General features: G+C 40.8%; 14 protein-coding genes and 2 tRNA genes. 6 read left to right on the top strand and 10 right to left on the bottom strand.

Annotated elements, in window-relative coordinates; all coding sequences use genetic code 11:
- Nucleotides 1–3: 3 nt before the first annotated feature.
- Nucleotides 4–88 (top strand) — tRNA-Tyr (locus tag LY624_RS10310).
- A 48-nt stretch (nucleotides 89–136) separates the two neighbouring features.
- A tRNA-Tyr gene (locus tag LY624_RS10315) sits at nucleotides 137–221 on the top strand.
- A gap of 42 nt (nucleotides 222–263) precedes the next feature.
- Here LY624_RS10315 and LY624_RS10320 read toward each other — a convergent pair.
- Nucleotides 264–950 carry a M48 family metallopeptidase gene (locus LY624_RS10320; RefSeq protein ID WP_445936711.1) on the bottom strand — a complete coding sequence of 229 codons (687 nt, stop codon included), beginning with the start codon at nucleotides 948–950 and terminating at the stop codon, nucleotides 264–266.
- 103 nt (nucleotides 951–1,053) lie between these two features.
- On the opposite strand from LY624_RS10320, the gene LY624_RS10325 reads away from it, so the two are divergent.
- Complete coding sequence (locus LY624_RS10325; RefSeq protein ID WP_130150186.1) at nucleotides 1,054–2,034, top strand: ion channel; 981 nt, start codon at nucleotides 1,054–1,056, stop codon at nucleotides 2,032–2,034.
- On the opposite strand, the gene LY624_RS10330 is transcribed toward LY624_RS10325, so the two are convergent.
- Nucleotides 2,031–3,101: a GGDEF domain-containing protein gene (locus tag LY624_RS10330; RefSeq protein WP_130150188.1), complete on the bottom strand. Its 1,071-nt coding sequence runs from the start codon at nucleotides 3,099–3,101 to the stop codon at nucleotides 2,031–2,033. The two genes, LY624_RS10325 and LY624_RS10330, sit on opposite strands and share 4 nt — an antisense overlap.
- A 137-nt stretch (nucleotides 3,102–3,238) precedes the next feature.
- Between LY624_RS10330 and LY624_RS10335 the strand changes: the two genes are divergently transcribed.
- Nucleotides 3,239–6,568 (top strand): PAS domain S-box protein, encoded by a 3,330-nt coding sequence (locus tag LY624_RS10335; RefSeq protein ID WP_341802925.1) that lies wholly within the window; start codon nucleotides 3,239–3,241, stop codon nucleotides 6,566–6,568.
- Nucleotides 6,565–7,554, top strand: coding sequence for a response regulator (locus LY624_RS10340; RefSeq protein ID WP_130150191.1), 990 nt, complete (start codon nucleotides 6,565–6,567; stop codon nucleotides 7,552–7,554). The genes LY624_RS10335 and LY624_RS10340 overlap by 4 nt, the downstream gene beginning before the upstream one ends.
- Nucleotides 7,555–7,571: 17 nt before the next feature.
- Here the strand turns inward: LY624_RS10340 and LY624_RS10345 are convergent, their stop codons facing one another.
- The gene (locus LY624_RS10345; RefSeq protein WP_341802926.1) at nucleotides 7,572–7,964 is read right to left on the bottom strand and encodes a VOC family protein; all 393 of its coding nucleotides are present in this window, start codon (nucleotides 7,962–7,964) and stop codon (nucleotides 7,572–7,574) included.
- Nucleotides 7,965–7,966: 2 nt separating this feature from the next.
- On the bottom strand, nucleotides 7,967–8,614 hold the full coding sequence (locus LY624_RS10350) for an HD domain-containing protein (RefSeq protein WP_341802927.1): 648 nt from the start codon (nucleotides 8,612–8,614) through the stop codon (nucleotides 7,967–7,969).
- 135 nt (nucleotides 8,615–8,749) lie between these two features.
- On the opposite strand from LY624_RS10350, the gene LY624_RS10355 reads away from it, so the two are divergent.
- Nucleotides 8,750–9,940, top strand: a complete 1,191-nt coding sequence (locus LY624_RS10355; protein WP_341802928.1) for a class I SAM-dependent methyltransferase — start codon at nucleotides 8,750–8,752, stop codon at nucleotides 9,938–9,940.
- 3 nt (nucleotides 9,941–9,943) lie between these two features.
- Here the strand turns inward: LY624_RS10355 and LY624_RS10360 are convergent, their stop codons facing one another.
- The 6 genes from LY624_RS10360 to LY624_RS10385 all read right to left on the bottom strand — a co-directional run bounded on the left by LY624_RS10360 (nucleotide 9,944) and on the right by LY624_RS10385 (nucleotide 21,134).
- Nucleotides 9,944–10,234, bottom strand: coding sequence for a PilZ domain-containing protein (locus tag LY624_RS10360; RefSeq protein WP_130150197.1), 291 nt, complete (start codon nucleotides 10,232–10,234; stop codon nucleotides 9,944–9,946).
- 12 nt (nucleotides 10,235–10,246) lie between these two features.
- Entirely contained in the window at nucleotides 10,247–10,558 is a 312-nt protein-coding gene (locus LY624_RS10365; RefSeq protein WP_237115262.1) for a response regulator, read from the bottom strand.
- Nucleotides 10,559–10,737: 179 nt separating this feature from the next.
- On the bottom strand, nucleotides 10,738–14,628 hold the full coding sequence (gene hrpA / locus LY624_RS10370) for an ATP-dependent RNA helicase HrpA (RefSeq protein ID WP_341802929.1): 3,891 nt from the start codon (nucleotides 14,626–14,628) through the stop codon (nucleotides 10,738–10,740).
- Between the two features lie 113 nt (nucleotides 14,629–14,741).
- Nucleotides 14,742–15,614 (bottom strand): peptidylprolyl isomerase, encoded by an 873-nt coding sequence (locus LY624_RS10375; protein WP_341802930.1) that lies wholly within the window; start codon nucleotides 15,612–15,614, stop codon nucleotides 14,742–14,744.
- Nucleotides 15,615–15,702: 88 nt separating this feature from the next.
- On the bottom strand, nucleotides 15,703–19,407 hold the full coding sequence (gene tamB, locus LY624_RS10380) for an autotransporter assembly complex protein TamB (RefSeq protein ID WP_341802931.1): 3,705 nt from the start codon (nucleotides 19,405–19,407) through the stop codon (nucleotides 15,703–15,705).
- On the bottom strand, nucleotides 19,407–21,134 hold the full coding sequence (locus tag LY624_RS10385; RefSeq protein ID WP_445936712.1) for an autotransporter assembly complex protein TamA: 1,728 nt from the start codon (nucleotides 21,132–21,134) through the stop codon (nucleotides 19,407–19,409). The genes tamB and LY624_RS10385 overlap by 1 nt, the downstream gene beginning before the upstream one ends.
- Between the last annotated feature and the right edge of the window lie 82 nt (nucleotides 21,135–21,216).

Here is a 21,216-nt window from a genome sequence, read left to right on the forward strand (position 1 = left end):
ATTGGAGGGGTTCCCGAGCGGCCAAAGGGATCAGACTGTAAATCTGACGGCTCAGCCTTCGCTGGTTCGAATCCAGCTCCCTCCACCACTTTTCTACGCTCAGTTAAGTGGGGCCAAATGCAATAACAATTAGTGTGGAGGGGTTCCCGAGCGGCCAAAGGGATCAGACTGTAAATCTGACGGCTCAGCCTTCGCTGGTTCGAATCCAGCTCCCTCCACCACTTTTCTATACGACTTCTCTTTATATCTATTTTGTTATTATCTCATTGCCAGCGTAACTGACTACCGTTTACTTTTAACCACTGACTTGCTTTTTTATAATCAGGGTAAAAGCGACTCACACGCTGCCAAAATACAGAACTGTGATTCATATATTTTAAATGCGCAAGTTCATGGACAATTACATAGTCGATTACCCACGTTGGCGCACAGGCTAAGTGTAGGTTGAAAGTTAACTCTCGACGTTGATTACAGCTCCCCCAGCGACGTTTATAATGTTGCACTTTTAACTGCTCTGGCAATGCCTCCTGCATTTTCAAGCAGTAGTCATGAATACGCATTTCAAGGTAGCTCTCTAGCTTGTGATGTAAAAAGTCTTCCAGTAATGACAAATACTTACTCTCTGTATTCTTTACACGTGATGACACTGATAAGCTCAGCTCACTTGAGCGTTCATTTTGTTGCCAGTGACTACTTTTGCCTTTATTAAGTTTAATTGCTAACGGTTGGTTAAATAAGTTTATTACGCCCGTTTCCAATGGAAACTGCTGCATTTGTGCTTGTGAAGCTTGCTTAGCAATTTGTGCTTGTACCCAGTTTTTTTTAGACACGAGCCAGGACTCAATATCACCTAGTGGTACAAAATGAGGCGCGTAGACTGTTAGCTGCTGCTGAGCTACTTTAATCGCTACTGTTTTCCTACGTTTACTGCGTTTTAATGTGTAATCCAACAAAAAATAAACCAATTCAATGCATAAAATCTTGGTATTACATTTTACCCTGTAAAATACCTGCTAATCTATAAATATGACTAACAAATAAGTTTTCATTCTTATGCCTGATAAACCCTGTTGTAGTTATACCTCTCCCACAGGAAAAAAGTGCCAAGAAACTGATATGGGATCTGGCTTTTGTTTTTGGCACGACAATAAATTTGATAAGTCTGGGCTTGAACTAACGCAGAAATTGGAGCGTTACGCTAAAAAAGGTGGGTTATTACAAGGCTTACAATTACAAAGAGCTAACTTATCTGGGCTTAACTTAATTAAGCAAGATGATGAAGAAGGCTATGATCTCTCTTACTGCAATTTCTATCGAGCAAACCTATCTGGTGCACATTTATTCAATAATAAAATTGCCAATGCCTCACTCATGAAAGCAAATTTGCATAACGCGAGCCTGCATTACTGTGATTTGAAGGACACAAACTTGCTTGGCGTTAAACTCAACGATAGCCGCATCGATAATATTGATTTGGGAGAAAAATTATTACAAGAATCGCAAGCAATTAAAGCGCGAAAAAATAAACAACATAGTCAAGCACATGATCTATTTGAACAATCCGAAGAGATTTATCGAAATCTTCGTAAAGCATCGGAACATCAGGGTCTTTTTGAACTCGCGGGTAACTTTACTTATAAAGAACTTCGCATGAGACATGCACAGTACCCTAAGGGTTCTACAAAGCAAATTACCTCCAGCTTTATTGATATGTTATGTGGGTATGGGGAAAAACCTGAAAATGTGATTCGCTTTAGCTTATCACTGATAATCTGTTGTGCTATTTGTTATTTTTTATTTGGCGTGAGCTATGACAACACTGTTTTGCAACTAAACTTTGATAACTCCTTTTCACAAAATTTATCAGCACTTTTAAATAGTATTTATTTTAGTGTCGTTACCTTTACCACCTTAGGCTATGGAGACATCACGCCTATTGGCCTTTCAAGACTGATAGCGGCTATTGAAGCATTTTGTGGTAGTTTCTCTCTTGCGCTGTTTGTGGTGGTATTTGTAAAAAGAATGACGCGCTAGTGAACGATAAACGAGCCTTGATGTTTTTTTGCCTCATACATTTTTTTGTCTGCACGATTAATTAGCTCCTCGGCATCAACCGTGCTATCAAGAGGGGCAGCAACCAAACCAAAACTTAAATGAAGTTCTGGGTAACGGGCTTCGAATGATGCTATTAGCTTATCGCAAATGGTAATTGCATTTTGTATTTCACAGTCAGGTAAAATCATACAAAACTCATCTCCGCCATAGCGACATGGAATATCAATTTCTCTAATATTTTCATGAAGATATTGACCTATATATTTTAATACTTCATCCCCTTTTAAATGGCCTTGCGTATCATTTACTGCTTTAAAGTTATCTAAATCAAAATACACAATGGTTAAAGGCAATTTATGTCGTCTGGCTCTGGCGAGGTCTCGCTGCAACAGCTCTTGCATTACTCTGCGATTATATAGATTGGTTAGAGGATCTAACTTCGCTAACTTTTCAAGCTCTTGTGTGCGCTGTGCCACCTTTTCTTCAAGCCCTTTGGCATAAACCTCAGTGCGGCGTTTTGCATTTTCTATTTCACCGACAAGACTATCAATATAAGTATCGAAAACCAGCGTGGTATCAAAGTAAATCAATTTATCAACTGTTTGCAAAGTTAGGCTAAGCTCAGCTTGATCTGTTATTGTTGTTCGCAAAACCTTAAAAATTATTTCTTTGAGCGTACACACTGCCGAAAGGTATAGCTTGGGCTCAACACCAATTCGTTTATGCACCATACCAATACGCAGTCGGTTGTTTACATACTCGTTCTCATACTGACCACAAAATAAATCAATGATGTATTGCCGCTGCGCATCTCTTAGCCTAGTCAGTGTATCCGCGTCACCAATCAGTAAAGATATTTCGTCGACTTCGGTTTGTTTTTGGTAAAACTCATTCACCATATTCTCAATTGATGACTCAATCACTGCCTTATAATTACTCAAAGATTTAAGACTCTGCGAGGTAAGACCAAGAAGGCTCATTCGATGCTGAATTTCAACATCGTTTATGTGCATTTGCTCTACTAATGTCTGCTCAGTTCTACGCATAAAGGACCTATAACTACACAACTGTTAATTAAATATAGCTAATGAAATAAAACCTACGTACCTGTGTAGTAGGTTTTTCTCTAAATTCATGTAGATTTGTATTAGACTGTAATTACATGCGGCGATGTAGAGTTATTATGCTAGCGAAATTTTTTATTACTGACCAAAATCCAAACTTAATTATTAGTGGTGTTTATGATCCCAGCTTGGTCATCCTCTCAATCGCAACGGCTATATTTGCCGCTTATTTTTCACTCCACCTAATTGATCTAGCAGACAGAACTCGCTTTGACTCTTATAAAAAGTTAAGTAATGCAACCAGCGCATTAATACTCTCCGGTGGTATCTGGAGTATGCATTTTATTGGTATGCTGGCTTTTTCGCTGTGTACTAAAATAAACTACTCTCCGGGGCTCACCTTCTTCTCATTTGTACCTGCCTTTTTAGCGTGTTACACAGGTATGTCTTTTTTACGTAACAAAGATGTCAGCCATATTCCTCATACCGTAAAGCTACTGATAAGTTCTGTACTGTTAGGTGCTGGCATTGGCACGATGCATTACACTGGTATGGCAGCAATGGAATTAAGCCCTTTGCTTCGTTACGATCCACTATGGTTTGCTGCCTCTATCGTTGTAGCTGTGCTACTCTCTTTTATTGGTTTGTATGCCCGTTTTCATTTAAGAGATCATTTGAAGCGTCTCAGTCAATTACAAAACCGTGTCATCTGCGCCACCATTTTAGGCTTGGCCGTTGCGGGAATGCATTATATGGGAATGGCAGCCACACGTTTTGTCGCAACCTCACCCTTTCTTTCTGAAAATGAAGATAACTCACACCTGATTTTCATTGCCGTCAGTGTTTCATTTGCAACCGTATTACTCACCGCTATCGTCGGAATTATTAACGGAATGATCCGCTATCGCATGCTGTTAGCTGAAAAATCAGCAGAGGAGTCTCGCTTAGATGCCATATTAAGTACCGCTATAGATGGTATTGTAACAATAGATATTAAAGGCATTATCTTGAGCTTTAATAAGTCAGCAGAGAGTATTTTTGGTTGGAAACAAGAAGAGGTACTAGGCAAAAATGTTAACATGCTCATGAATGACGATATTGCCAATCAACATGATGGCTTTTTATCTAACAGCGCAAATCATGAATTGAAAAAAGTCATCGGTGTGAATCGAGAAGTATGCGCAAAACATAAAGATGGCCACCAATTTCCAATTCGCTTGGGCCTTGGCGAAGCTAAGCAACCCGATGCAGAAACATTATTCGTAGGCTTCATAACCGACTTAACACAGCAGCGCGCGCTACAAAAGAGTTTAGAGGAAAAAGAACAGCAATATCGCACGTTAATGAATAACACGCCTGGCGCTGTTTTTCGCTGTTTATTAGACGATCATTGGAGTATGTTGTTTATAAGTCCAAGAGTTATGGACTTAACAGGTTATAGCCACCAAGAGTTTGTATCTCAAGCCATTACTTTTTCAGACATCATCAATAAAGACGACGAAGCTCATATTTCAGAAGTAATGGCCGAAGCTATTGCTAGAAATAATCAATACGCTGTTGAATATCGTATTCGTCACCGCAGTGGTAAAACAGTATGGGTTCTAGATCAAGGCTCTATCAACGAAACCGCCGGTGCTGATGAAAAATGGATTGATGGTGTACTTGTAGACATTACAGATCGCCATGAGTATGAAGAATCCCTTATGCAAGCGAAACATGAAGCAGAAGCCGCTGCACAGGCCAAGCAATCTTTCATGGCAAATATGAGCCATGAGATCCGTACACCGATGAACGCAATTATCGGTTTTAGCGATATATTAATGGACAGCCCACTTAATAAAGAGCAGCAAAAACATATTGTGACCGTAAATAGCTCAGCACGTTCGTTATTACATTTACTCAATGATGTACTCGATTCAGCCAAGCTAGAAAAAGGCAAACTTGACATACACTACGAACATTTCAATCTGCAAGCCCTACTCGACAATATTGTTTCAACCTTTTGGCTTGAGGCAAAAAGAAAAAACCTGCTACTTGATTTAAGAATTGCGGACAATATTGCACCAGTATACATAGGTGATGAGGCTCGTTTACGCCAAGTATTAAACAACCTTATAGGCAATGCTATCAAATTTACAGAATCAGGTTCTGTTACTATTAGTGTTAGTAAAACTCAAAATGAACACCTATTTTTTGAGGTTCAAGATACCGGTATCGGCATCGCAAAAAGCCGACTAAAAGCAATATTTCAGCCATTTGAACAAGCAGATGGCACTATGACCCGTCGTTTTGGTGGGACAGGCCTTGGCACAACAATCAGTAAGCAGCTCGTCGAGCTTATGGGCGGAACGATTAGTGCTGTCAGCACTGAAGGAAAAGGTAGTTGTTTCTTCTTTACGCTAGCACTGAGCGAAGGTGAAATTGATAAAGTAGATAAACTGAGTAACAACCAACTTACGCTACCGCCACTACGTATACTGGTTGTTGATGATATAGAACAAAATGTTGAGTTACTTAATATTTTGCTCTCTCAGTCAGGACATACCGTCACCACTGCCAGTGATGGCTTAGCAGCTATTGAGCTATTTACCCAACAGAGTTTTGATGTCATTTTAATGGATATTCATATGCCTGAATGTGACGGCATCACTGCCACTAAAAGAATTCGCGACATTGAACAACAAAAACAGCATAAAAAGACACCGATAATCGCCCTCACAGCCAGTGTTTTACAGCAAGATAAGCTAACGGCTAAACAGGCAGGCATGAACGGTTTTGCAAATAAACCTGTCGATATTCAACAAGTAAATCACGAAATAGCCAAGGTGCTTGGTCTTGAGATCAATGCAATTTCAAATCAAAGTACACAACTAGAAAAACAGCATATTAATTACGCGAAAGGCATTCAAATGTGGGGCAGCAAGGAAAAACTCAATACTGAAATAAGTGCATTCCTTGCTAATCATAAAAGCAGTGTTCTACGTTTAAAAGAAGCCACACTGGATAAAAAAGAGCGGCAAATGATTTTGCACACTTTAAAAGGTGTTGCAGGAAACTTAACATTAACGAATCTAGTATATTTACTGTCTCAAGTAGAAAAAGCAATAGATCATAGCCAAGCTCAATCACAACTAGCAGCGTGCGAAACAGAATGGCAGACCCTTTTGGCAATGGTTGAACAAACGAAGGACGATAACACCGATAATCAATTAGATGATGAAGTAGCTATCGATGATTTTTTACCTTTAATTGATACATTACAAACGCAAGCAGAGCATGCTGAAATAGATGATGAGCTACTCAGTCAAGTGTACGCTTTAGCACCGCCTAGGTATAAAGAAACCGTTGCTGACATTTGCAAACACTTCGATAATTTCGACTTTGATGCAGCCAACACTGAATTAGCAAGTTTAAAACAAAGTATCACTGAACATAAGGAGTTATCATGAGCCACATTTCTGAACGTGAAAGAATTCTCGTCGTGGACGATGAACCTGCAAATTTAAAAGTGATGCGTGAAGTTCTTGGCAATGATTACAGGTTGTCATTTGCAAAATCGGGTGAATTAGCCTTACAACTCATTGAAAATGAACCACCCAAACTTATTTTACTCGATATCATGATGCCTGATATGAATGGTTTTGAAGTATGTAAGGTTTTAAAGTCTAATCAACACACTGCGCATATTCCTGTTATTTTTGTGACTGCACTTGCACACGAGCAAGACGAATCTGAAGGATTTGCGTTAGGCGCAGTTGATTACATCACCAAGCCAATTAGCCCTGCTATTGTGCGTGCACGAGTTAAAACACACTTATCACTTATTCAAGCTGAACAACTTCAATTAGCGCATATTGATCTTATTAATCGTCTGGGTCGTGCTGCTGAATATAAAGATACCGACACGGGTGAGCACATTGCTCGTATGAGTCGTTATAGTAAAGTCCTCGCATTAGCATATGGCATGAGTGAATACCAAGCAGAGCAGTTAAGGCAAGCAGCTCCCATGCATGATGTTGGAAAAATTGGCATCCCTGATTCGGTACTGTTAAAGCCAGGTCGTTTAGATGCCACAGAGTTTGAGCATATGAAACAACATGCGATCATTGGTGCAAAAATACTTGAAAACTCAACCTCTCCCCTGTTACAACTCGCGCACAAGCTTGCTCTTGAGCACCACGAAAAATGGGATGGAACAGGTTATCCGTATGGTTTAAAAGGAGAAGAGATCAGTATTGAAGGCCGAATAGTGAGTATTGCTGATGTATTTGATGCACTCACCTCTGTGCGCCCTTATAAAGACGCTTGGCCAGTTGAAAAAGCGGTAGAGCTACTAAAAACGGAATCAGGCAAACACTTTGACCCACAACTCATCGATTTATTTATTGGTCAAATTGATTCTATCATCGAAATTAAAAATACTTATTCTCGCTAAAAGACGGTTTAAAGGTCTTATTCAAGACCTTTTTTAATCCCCTCGTAATCATGAGAGGTGATTTCATGGCTGTTGCCAGCACAGTCTTTAAAGTACATAGAATAAGTCACGTCATGATCAGCGATCACCGTTTTAATATCGAACTTTGATAGATGCGAAAGCCATGCTAGAAATTGCGCTGCGTTTACACTAAAAGCAATGCCTTTACTGTTTCCTGATGCTTCAAATAACGCCAGACGAATCGTTTTTGCTTGATCTTCAAGCGTTAATGGGCCTTTTCCCTCATCCCAAAACGCAAGCTCTGGTACCACAGAAAAACCCAACACTTCTCGATACCATGTTACCGCTCGCGCCAAATCATCAACATTTAAGTGGCAATGATCCACCCCGTTTAGCAAAGGAACTGCCATTGTCATTCTCCAATCTCTGATTTAAGCTGCGCTAAAAAGGCCTGCATATACTCTGTTCGTCTATTCGCTTCATCTTTCGCGGAGGGGGTATTCATGCTCTCACTGATGTGTAATAGCTTTATAAAAAAGTGATCTAGGGTATATTTGCCATCGTCTGGCTCGCGATTTAAACAAAATGGATCATCTTTATGGTAAAGATAGCGGCCAATAGAGCCGCCCACTTTCATACAGCGGCTAACGCCAATAGCACCGAGTGCGTCCATTCGATCTGCATCTTGTACTATTTGTGCCTCAACACTTTGAACAGCAATATTTGCGCTAAAACTATGTGCCGCTATAGCATGGTGAATCGCATTGAAATATTGCTCTGGGTAATTTATCGAGCTGAGAAAGCTTAACGCTTTATCCGCCGCCATGGTCGATGCTTTTGAGCGATCAGGGTGATTTTTTGCCACCGCTACACAATCATGTAACCATGCAGCCGGTAGAACGACCTCCATACAGGCCTTTTCAGCAATGCATAACTGTTTTGCAACTCGCACCACTCGCTCAACATGGCTAATATCGTGTGCCACATCGGCATGAAGTAAAGATAAAATAAAATCTCGACATTGAGTTTCCAGTTCTGCAAAGTCTATTTTTGGCTGCATAAAGCGGCTGTTACCATTAACTGATTGAAATTATGCTTACTTTACCGTGGTTACTGGATTTGTTCAAAACATTCATTGTATGTTTGCCGGTGCTTCATTAAACTATGCCCCCTTTTATTTGACGCGAGAATCCCTATGTCATCTGCTATTTACCTACAAGCTGGACGAGAAAAATCATTAAAAAGAAAGCACCCTTGGGTGTTCTCTAAAGCCATCAAAAAAGTAAAAGGTAAACCAGGGCTAGGCGATACGGTTACTATTTATGATAATGACGGTAAGTTTCTCGCAATAGCGGCATATAGCCCACAATCACAAATACGCGCACGTGTATGGAGCTTTGACCAACACGAAGTTATAGACCAAGCCTTCTTCGAAAAACGTCTTCGCCGTGCTTATGATGCACGCCAGCAAGTGATCAGCGAAGGTGGCCTAACAGGCTTTCGTTTATGTGCTGCAGAGTCTGATTATCTACCTGGTATCACCATCGACAAATTTGATAACGTACTAGTATGCCAATTACTGAGTGCAGGTGCTGAGCGTCATAAAGGCGAGATTGTAGCGGCGTTAATGGCCATTTTTCCAGGTTCTGATATCTACGAGCGTTCTGATGTAGACGTGCGTACTAAAGAAGGGTTAGATCCAATAAAAGGCGTGCTTTGGGGTAACGTCCCTACTGAGCCTGTGCTTATTGAAGAGAATGGACTAAAGCTTGAAGTAGATATTTTAGAAGGTCATAAAACAGGCTTTTACCTAGATCAACGTGATAGCCGTGCAGCCCTTGAACGCTTTTCTAAAGATAAAACCGTTCTCAACTGCTTTAGCTACACGGGCACATTTTCGCTCTATGCCTTACGAGGCGGCTGTAAACATGTGACCAATGTTGATGTATCACAACCTGCACTTGATACAGCTAAGCGTAATGTAGAGCATAACAACCTTGATCTAAATAAAGTCGACTTTGTTAAGCAAGATGTATTTAAGTTACTACGCCAATACCGTGATGAAGGTAAACTATTTGATACCATTGTAATGGATCCACCTAAATTCGCCGATAATAAAGCACAGCTCACCGGTGCATGTCGTGGTTATAAAGATATCAATATGATTGCGATGCAAATTCTAAAACCAGGTGGAACATTACTCACTTTCTCGTGTTCTGGTTTAATGGAACAGAATTTATTTCAAAAAGTCGTGGCTGATGCAGCCCTCGATGCAGGAAAAGAGCTGCTCATCATGGAGCGATTAAACCAAGCAGCTGACCACCCTATTGCTGGCAGCTACCCAGAAGGTTTTTATCTAAAAGGCTTGATATGTAAAGTTTACTAGGCACTAGTTAAAACTGATAATTTCAAGCCCTGCACTTAAGGAGCCATCAGGCTCCTTCGTTGCTCTAATAACTTTGGCTGTTGCATCAAATGATGTAATTGACGTGCTCGTTGAAGCAATAAGCACGCGGAACATGCTACCTACTTCCACTACGTCATCAAGGTTGACTGCAAGTCCTGTGGCACTTAAATCTGTACATGTTGCCTCTATTTCATTCCCACTTTCTAAAGGGATGAGTTTTGCAGGTGTGTGGATTTGCATACGTCTAAAATCGCGTTTTTCATCATGAAACATAAATAATCCTTCCTAAACCACTGTTTTTATTTTCTCAATGAGTGTTTTCACAGAGAAAGGTTTTACCACATAAGCGTCGCAACCAGCCTCAAAGCCTGCTTTTTGCTCAAGCTCTGACTCTAAACCCGACACCATAACCACTGGAATTTGCTCAGTTTCTGGTGTGTTTTTTAATAGCCGACATGTATCATAGCCATCCAGCCCTGGCATACAAACATCTAGTAGAATTGCATCTGGCGGATCAGCAATAGCAGACGATAAACAGGTCGTGCCTGAGTTTGCATAGCTTAAAGAAAACTCGAGGCCCAGTGATGCTTTGAGCATTTCGAAATTAAAATACTCATCATCCACAACTAAAATTTCAAGCTGTTGCTTTCTTTGTGAGCGCTCGGGAACAGCAATCGGTTTTTCCTTTTCAATGCCCACATGACCTCCTTAGTTAATGTCTGTGGTTTATGTGTGCAACAACGCAAACTTTATTGCACATACACGCCTATAATGAATTATAACTCAGATTCTTTAATTGCGTTTAAAACTCGCTTTGCAGATACAGGATAAGGCGTCCCTAATGTTTGTGCAAATAAAGAAACGCGTAATTCTTGTTGCATCCAAAAAAGCGTTACAATCTCTTGTGGTATTGGCATCCCCTTTGGAATTTTATTAGCAAGTTTTTGATATTGCTCAGCCACTTTTTCAAGCTCAAGAACACATAAACGATCACGATTAGGATCAACAGGCAACTTCTCTAAACGTCGCTCTATTGCTTTCAAATATCGAATTAAGTCAGTCATTTTAGCTGCGCCATGTTGACTAACAAATCCCTTAAAAACTAAACTTTGCAGCTGTGTTTTAATATCACCATGAGCTGTGATCATGGTTAAATCAACACGCCCTTTCATGCGCTTATTAAGTCCATGAGCAATACTTAACACTTGCTCAACTTGCGTGGCAATTTCTACAACCGTATCGCCAAGCTCACCACGAATTTTCTCTTTGGCTTGTTCAAACGCCTGCTCAGTACGAATATTGCCGTACTTAATTAGTAAGCTATCAACAGCGGCCGCAATACAGTCATCAATTAAGTCATTGACCTTACCAAACGGATTAAAGTACAAACCAAGTTTCGACTTATTTGGTAAGTTTTGTTGTAAGTATTTAATCGGAGATGGCACATTTAAAAGCACTAAACGACGCAAGCCTTGTTGATGGGCTTGTTGTGCTTTTTGTTCGTTATCAAATAGCTCAACGGCTGCGGAGTCTTTTTTGTCAACCAAAGCAGGAAACGCCTTGATTTCATATTGACCTTGCTTTTTAACATAGGAAGAAGGTAATTCACCAAAGCTCCACTGTGTTAAGTCCGTCTTCTCTATGCCTTTATCAGCTACTTTCGATAAAGTATCGGTTACTTTACCTTGTAATTGCGCTTTCAGCTTCTCTAAATTTAGCCCACGAGCAAGTAACTTATCGTGTTCATCACGTACTTCAAACTGTAAACGTAAATGTGGCGCGAGCGTTGTTAAGTCCCAAGCATCAGGGTCAACGCGTACCCCTGTCATACGCAATAAACGCATACTTATGACATCAAGTAAGTTGCCCTGCATTGGCTCAATTGCCGCAAGTACAGCATCGGCGTAGTTTGGGGCTGGTACAAAATTACGGCGTAGTGTTTTTGGCAATGACTTAATTAATGCGCAAATAAGTTCATGTCTAAACGCAGGGATATGCCAATCAAAGCCGATTTCTTGAACTTGGTTAAGTAACGCAACAGGAATTTGAACCGCTACACCATCAACCGCTTGCCCTGGATCAAAATGATAGGTCAACGGCAATAATAAATTATCTTGTTGCCATGTATCGGGGTAATCAAACTCGGTGACATGATCAGCGCCATGCTGCATTAGCTCATCGCGTGACATATGCAAAAAGCGTTTATCTTTTTGCTTTTGTCCCTTCCACCATTTATTAAACGCGGCACGATTATTTACATCCGCAGGTATCTTTTTGTCGTAAAACTCATACAGTGTTTGCTCATCAACGAGGATATCGCGACGGCGAGACTTATTCTCTAGCACCTGAATATCGTCAATTAGCTCTTGGTTGTACTGTAAAAAGCCTTCATTTTGACCAAGTTCTTGTTCAACCAAAGCGCTGCGAATAAACAGCTCTCTGCTTACTTTAGGATCAATATTGCTGTATACACAACGACGCTTATTAACAATGAGTAGACCATATAATGTTTGCTGCTCAAAGGCGATAACAGCACCTGGTTTTTTCTCCCAATGTGGCTCACTGTAGCTGCGCTTGACTAAATGCTGCGCAAAGCCCTCAACCCACTTCAGGTCGATACGGGCATTGATACGAGCGTACAGCTTACTTGTTTCCACCAGCTCTGCAGCCATGATCCATTTAGGACTCTTTTTAAATAGCGCTGAACCTGGAAAAATATGGAACTGACTATTACGTGCACCTTTGTACACTTGTTTTTCGTCTTTAAAGCCAATATGACTTAGCATACCGCTCAATAGCGACTGATGAATACGATCGCTGTCAGCTACGTTCGTCGTGGCTTTCATGCCCATTTCGTTACACACAGTAGAAAGCTGATAAACAATATCTTGCCATTCACGAATTCGCATATAAGCTAAAAAGTCTTTTTGACACAGCTTTCTGAATTGACTATTGCTTAACTCACTTTGCTGCTCTTCAAGGTAATTCCACAGATTTAAAAACGCAATAAAGTCTGAATCAGGATCATCAAAACGGCCATGTTTTTCATCGGCTGCGCCACGCTTTTCTTGCGGTCGCTCACGCGGGTCTTGAATTGACAGTGCCGCGACAATAATAATTACTTCGCGAAGAGCGCCAAGCCCATCCGCTGTAAGCACCATTTTTGCTAAACGGGGATCAACAGGTAATCGACTTAAACTACGTCCTGATTTAGTTAATTCTGTTTGTTTGTGGCGTTTAGCGGGTTTAACTGCTTCAAGTTCTTCGAGTAAGGTTAAACCATCATTGATGTTACGACTGTCTGGCGCTTGTACAAACGGAAACTGCTGCATGTCCCCTAGCCCAAGACCAAGCATTTGCAAAATAACCGAGGCTAGATTAGTACGTAAAATTTCTGGGTCAGTGAATTCTGGTCGTGAATTAAAATCATCTTCGCTGTATAAGCGAATACAAATACCCGCTTCAATACGACCACAACGGCCCTTACGCTGGTTGGCACTGGCTTGTGAGATTGCCTCTATTGGTAAGCGTTGTACTTTAGTACGGTAGCTGTAACGACTAATTCGTGCAGTACCTGGGTCAATAACATAACGAATACCTGGTACAGTCAGTGATGTTTCGGCTACATTTGTCGCTAAAATAATGTGGCGGCGAGAATGCGGGGCAAATATACGGTTTTGCTCGGCGTTCGAGAGTCGCGAATATAAAGGCAATACGTCGGTGCCCTTTAAGTTACGCTTTGATAACGCATCAGCTGTATCGCGAATTTCACGCTCACCATTCATAAAAATTAGGATGTCACCGGGGCCTTCTTCACACAGCTCATCAACGGCATCAAAAATGCCTTGCAACTGGTCGCCATCGGCTTCCATCTCGTCTTTATTAATATCTGTGGTTGGGCGATAACGTACTTCAACAGGGAAAGTACGTCCCGATACTTCAATTATCGGCGCGTCATCAAAATGTTTCGAGAATCGCTCAGGATCGATAGTTGCCGAGGTAATAATGACTTTGAGGTCGGGGCGTTTTGGTAATAAGTTCTTTAAATAACCCAAAATAAAATCAATATTAAGGCTACGCTCGTGCGCCTCATCGATAATAATCGTGTCATATTGATTTAAATAACGATCTTGTTGGATTTCAGCCAGTAAAATACCATCGGTCATCAACTTGATATAACTGTTGTCTGAAACCTGATCACTAAAACGAATTTTAAAACCGACTTGCTGACCAAGCTCGCATTGCATCTCTTCTGCGATACGGTTGGCAACGCTACGAGCGGCCAAACGCCGTGGCTGTGTATGACCAATATAACCCTCAACCCCACGGCCTAGCTCTAAGCACATTTTCGGTATTTGTGTCGTTTTACCTGAGCCGGTTTCACCTGCAATGATCACCACTTGGTTATTGGCAATCGCCTGTTTAATATCCTCTTTCTTTTGGCTAACAGGCAGCTGTTCAGGGTAAGTTACTGTTGGTAAGGCTGCTACACGCTGAACACGTAATTGCTGCGAGCGGGCAATATCTTCTGCGATTTTTTGCGCTATGTTCGCTTGCTTTGTTTCATCGTTGATTTTTTTGATGCCATGCAGGCGTTTTTTGAGGATGAATTGATCTTTGCGTAAGCATGTTTTTAATTCGCCGAACAGCGGACCTAGGTTAACCACCCGATACCCTTATATTTATCTACTTTTAGACTGAGTATTGTAACAAACAATTTATAGCCAAACTACTTGAGTGCGCGAGAATTAAACGCACTCAAGAGAATTTGAATAGAGGGTTATTTAACTCGCTCTGTAGGAATAGGCATGGCACATACATCAATATAATTTGCACTTTGCACAAACCATTCGCCCATCCGGTTTTTACGCGCCTCAATGAGTTCCACAAATGACGACGAGTCAGTTTTCATTACTCTAAATTGGCTTGTATCTTCCTCACTAATATCAGCTAACACTTGCATGTCAGTGATTGGGTTAAATACTTCACCTTTTGTGGGCGTTCGACTCAACAAGTTAAAATGCTCCATCCCCTCCAGAACACGGCCAAACACCGTTGTGTTTCGGTCTAAATAACGCTGCGCGTTACCTATCGTCACATAAAATTCGGTTCCGCCGCTATTGACATCATTATCGCGTGCCATCGCAAAAATACCAGGACAATGAGCCTGCCAAGTTTGTGTTTGCGCTTCATTCTGAGCAACAGCAAAACCATTTAAAAAGCCTGTTTTTGTGGCATAACCATCAGGGTCTTGAAGCTGAGTAATGGATAACGGTTTTTTTGTTTGGTAATAAAATTCGGCGGGAAGTGCTGTTTTTGCTGTTTTGGGTGTTTTTGTTTCACTTGAATCTCCCCCTTGCGCGACAAAACCTTCAACAAAGCGGTAGACATTCAAGCCTTTGTAAAAACCTTCTCTGGCGAGCAGCTTCATATTTTCTGCGTGCTTCGGCGCGAGCATTTCATTTAACTCTATATACGCAGCCCCAGTCGGTAAGGTGAGTTTGAGAATGTTGTTTGCTGATACTGTTCGCCACTGTGACTTATCAGCCGTTTTAATGATATCTGCTGCCGAGCGCTTTTCAACTTGCTCAGCAGCGTGTAAAGAGACAGATAAAAGTGTGCTAAAACACACCGTTAATAGAGTTAGTTTCATTGTTATTATCTTTTAAGTTGTTGACAACTCAGCCTATTAACTTCTGCTTTATTACGCAAGTAAAAGTGTACAAAAATGCTAAGAGAGACTAGTCCCAATCAAACTTATAGAGAATATCAACATTTTGATAGAGCCCACTGGTTACTTCTATGTACAGTTGCGACAACAGTTGGTAACGAACAGCCACCTCACTTAACGAGTCAAAAATTCCCACACTGTATTTTACTTGTATACCTGGGGTTAGATAGCCCGAAATTTCTACTTTAGTATCATCGCCACTGCCTTTTGAGCTCAAGCTGACATCAGATAAACCAAAGCTTTCTCCTATTTTAGAAACGACCCCTTCACTACGGTTCACCCCTTGAGCTAGTAAAAGTTGCGTAAGCATTGCATCCGTTGAACTATCCCCTTCGTCTAGCGGTTGACCATTCAAAAGATACGCCAGTGCTTGTGCTTGGTCCATGGCAGGCTCTGAATAAACTTTCAAGGAGGGCTGCTCAACATTCCCCGTTAACGTGATCCCCGCAATAACCCCATTTGAAGTGTTTTCTGGATTTCTAATTGCTTTAATATTGAGATAAGGTTTATCAATCGAACCACTGAAACCAACCTGCCCTGTACGAATTTGCAAGTCTTGACCAAATGCACGATAAGTACCTTCGATTAGATTTAACTCACCCGTTGCGATCATAGGAGTGGTTTGATCCATACTAATATTTATATCACCTGCTACTTTTGATTTGAGACCAAATGAATCGATACGTACATCATTCTCCACTAAAAGCTTCAAATTAATAGCGTAATCAAACGGGGCTTTTTCAGTTTGTTGCTGCTTTATATCTACAATGACTTCATCATCACTCACTTGCACAGCACCTTCGGGAAGCTCTTCTATTTCAATTCTGCCCCATGGCACAACAACCTGACCATCTAAATTAAATGCGCGATTTTTTAATGACATAGTAATTTCTGGCGAGACCTTAAATGTGACATCTTGCTGCGCACGAACGAAAAACTCATTCCCCTCTAGTTTCACATTCACATCTGGCAACTCAGCTTGCCAATCAATATCACCCGACAAATTGAGTGAACCACCTTCTGCGTCTTTCAGCTTGCCAGTGATCTCTGCGCTTTGGTTATTAAATGCAATATCAACGTGCGAATCTTGCAATGAAACGGGTAAAGTCGCACCATCTAAGTTAACTTGTTCGATATTTAACTCACCATTTAGCAAAGGCTCTTTCAGTGTGCCTGCAACGTTCAACTTGCCTTTAATTTCTCCGGTTAGTTGCTCAAGCGAACCAATAAACGGCTGAATATTTGTCAGCAAGATCTTTTCAATTTCTAGCTCACCAGATAAATTTTGATTAGCTTGTATATCGTCGATATTAATGTGTGACGTCACTTTACCAAGTACCGAAGAGTCAAGCGTGGCCTCTAATTTGCCAATACTGGCATCACTCATCGCCGACAAGTTAAGCTCTTCAATAGGCAGTTTATAGACACTTGCGTCATCTATCAGTGTAGCTGCAAGTTCGCTAGTACTCATATTGGCACGCAATGTTTTAAGCGCGCCATCAGCCCAATTAGCCACAAACTCGCCGTTTGCTGAACCGCTGACTTTAATATTCTCAGGTATAAATCGGTTAAACTCTGGGAATGATAACGCTGCTAACTGCGCATTTAGCTGACCAAGCTGCTTAGTCTGCTGAAGTGTATTAACACAAAGCTTTGAGCTTGCACTTTGCCAACAATGATCAGCAATATGAAAGTCGAGCGTATTTATATCGACATTTGCTTTAATCGCTTTATCTGTGGTTAAACGTATATGATTATCGGTAATTAAAATATTACTTAAACTACCTTGCCATTTATCTTTTTTAAGTTGCCCATTGATATCCAGAGATGCTTTTCCTTGATCCACATCTAAAAGCAGCCTCAAATGATGATCAACCTTGTCACCAGTCACATTGAGCTCTACCTGATTAATCTTATTATCTGCGATGTTTGCAGAATCTAGAATAAGCGATATATCTGTTTGCCAGTCGGCAGCATAGTCGAACTGACCTTTAAGTGTTAATCCATCAATTTGAAGATCTTGATAGCTCAAGGTATTAAGAGCTAAATTCAAATCAACCACAGGGGCTAAGCGCTCGCCACGAATAACAAGGTCTGCATTCCCTTTGCCTTGCATGAGTAAAATTTCTTGCTCGGCGGCATCTAAGCGTAGCTTGCCATCAACACGCCAACTTTCATCAACTTGACCAGACAGAGCGAGTTCATTACTGCCACTTTTTAGTTGCAGTTTATCGAAGCTCGCATGCAGGCTGCTATCAAGTTTAAAGTCTGATTCTAGACTTACAGGTACATCGTTTACGGTACCATTAATTGTGGTATTCTCGACTGCCAACTGCCAGTCAGTACCTGTTAAACCAAATGATCCTTTGAAACCACCTGATAAATCACTACTCATAGCATCAGTTAAATACTGTGCTTTTAAGTGTTCAAGTTTGCCGTTAAATTCAGTATTTACACCTTTTGACCAATCAACCGATGCGTGAATAATTGCTTGGCTTTCATTAGCATTTAACTTTAGTTGCTCAAGCTTTGCCCCTGTTAAACTTCCTTGCAATTGGCTACTAACTGACACCTGAGGATATGCGCCAAGTTGGCTAATTAAATCAACTTTAACCTTATAATCGTTTGCATGCCCTTGCCCATGTAAATCAAGCTTTGAAAGATTTAGTTGTTCAGCGCCTGCGTCCAGCGACCACTTATCCACACGACCCGTTAAACTAAATGGAAAGTTATCTTTTTGCAGGTTGACTTGCGCATCCACGTTCAAAGGGTACTGTCCTTTTGTTAGCAACGTCACATTTAAATCAGCTAACGTCCCTGTTAGATCAAGTTTTAACTGATGATTAGGGTGAGTTAGAGCAACATGACCTTGCACTGAGTTATGCGCATTAAGTTCAGCAAATAAATCAGTATTTAACTGCCAATCATTGTATTGTGCGTCAAGCTTTTCAACTCTCACTTCATGACCTTTTGCGGTCGCTGAAAGGGCAATATTGTTAATAACCTCAGCACGTTCGGCTGCTACTGGTGTCACCGCTACTTTACTGATATTTAAAGTATTTAGCTGTATATTAAGGGGTAAAGTTAAGTCCAGAGTTGGTAATGCAGGCAGTACCGTTAATGGCTGGCTTTTGGGCTGTTCTTTAACGTCATGAAGTTGCACTGTAACAGTATTAATTTTCAGCGCATCAACGAGAATATCAGATAGCTCAGCAACAGCAGAAAGGTTTAGCTTTTCAACAGTAACATCAGCACTTGGATGCGTTAAAGTTAATTGATTAATTGCGACACGCTTAACGGTTACTTTCAGCGGCAATGTGATTTGCTCATCGCTGGGAGCGGTATCTTGTTGTAATTGCTCTTGAGCGGGTTGTGGTTGTTGATCTGCGACCGCTTGTTGGCTTTTAACATTTACATCAATGTTCTGCGCACTAATATTATCAAGGCAGATGCCATTACATCCCCACCAAAAAAGATCAACTTTGAGCTGTTTAGCATCTAGCTTTATAGCCTGGTTTTCATAGCGCACATCAAATGGGTCATTATATAAAAAACGACCTGAAGGTAACTTAATCTCTAAGCCATCCACCAACTTATTGGCTGAGTATGCAATAAAGTGATTACCAGGTGCGGTGAATAGCAAACAAAAAAGTAAAACGCCAATGCTTAAAAGCGTTACCGTGAGTACTGAGGTTATTTTTTTAAACTTCGTCATTAAATTTCAGGCCCTATGGTAATACTTAAACGCGTGCTTTTACTCTCTTTTGTCACTCCCCATGCATGGTCTATACGAATCGGTCCGACTGGCGTTAAATACCGCAAACCAAAACCAGCCCCCACTTCTACTCGATCACTAAAATCATTGGTTGCTGTACCGCTATCAACAAACAAAGCTGCACGCCAGTTTTTGGCAAACTGATAGTTATACTCCATGGTCCCAGACATTAAATATTTACCGCCAATCAAACGCCCATTTTCATCTTCAGGTGAAATTGACTGATACGCAAAGCCGCGCACGCTTTGATCACCACCCGCATAAAAGCGAAGTGAGAAAGGCACATCGTCAATGTCATCAACTAACATGGCTCCCAAATTAGCACGTACGAAAAATAAATGACGATCAGCCACTGTCGTTAACCATGCATTTTGCAACTGTAAACGCAAAATATTGGTGGTCGAAAACATATCCTTTAAACCAAACTCAGCGGAGATCAGCCATTGATAGCCTTCATAAGGTGTTGTGCCACCCTCGGTTTCTTTTTTTGCGTAACTAATGCCTGGCATCAGCATTTTTGAGCTTTGCTCTTCATCACCGATACGATAAGTTTCACGATCACGACGAATAAAGGCGGTACGCACCCAATCATCGTCAGTTAACCATTGGCGTTGTATTTGGCCTGTTAAAATTTTACTGTAAACATCGTTTGTCAGCTCATCTTCTAACTTATAACCCACAGAAAAACGCCATAAGTCGTCATTAGGGTCATCAACAGGCACGGTATAACCGAGTGAAATATCTTGTTGTCTTTGTGACACATTCAGATTACTTTCTAAATAGTGACCATCACTTGTGATCCAAGGCTTTGTCCATTTAAAACGCACTTTTGGCCCAAGATCAGTACTATAGCCACCACCCACTTCATAACTATTTGCTGGTTTATGAAGGACATCTACTTTTACAGGCACATGTTCATCTTTACGATTGGCGATATCAGCATAAACCCTAACGCTGGCGAAGTACGGCGTACTCGACAACGCTAAGTTATAATCAGACACGTCTGTAGATTTATAAGGTTGGCCATTTTTAAAACTCGCTAGCGAGCGAATATATTTCTCAGCGGGTGTCTCATTACCAATAATAATTTCACCAAATTGATAACGAGGACCTGTGTCTACGTTAAACGTGATATCTGCACTGTTTTTTTTCAAAGACACTGCTAATGTGTGTTGGTGCCACTTTGCATCAAAGTAACCAAGTTCAAGGAGCTGGCCTTCAATTCGCTTTCTAGCCGCTTCGTAATTACCATGATTTAGAAAATCACCTTGCTTTAATTTAATGCTGTTAACTGCCACCATAAACTCGGGGTCGCTTTTTCCCGCACCGCTAATGGTTACATTGATATTTGCAATACGAGTAACAGGTCCTCGCTCCACATCAACAATAATAAGCTGTTTTTCTTGGTCGAAATTAATTTTAATGACGGGTTTATAGTAGCCAAGTGCTTTTAGACTTGTTTCAACTTGACTTTTTGCATGGCGTTTAAGTGCTTTTGACGCTTTTTCATCGATTAACTGGTTAACGTAAAGTTCAACGTTTTTTTCAAGTTCACCACTGAGTCCCTGAATTTTATATTCTTTTATGATTGTTGCTGCACTAAAAGCTGGATGGCTAAAAGCGGCGCACAAAAGTAAAAAGACAAAAAAGAAATGCCGAGAGAACAAAAAATATCCTTACCTTTTTGAAATGCCTGAAGCGAAAATGAGTACAAACTAATTTTAACACAGTGAAATAATGACTGACATA

The organism is Pseudoalteromonas sp. N1230-9 (genome assembly GCF_032716425.1).
GTDB lineage: Bacteria > Pseudomonadota > Gammaproteobacteria > Enterobacterales > Alteromonadaceae > Pseudoalteromonas.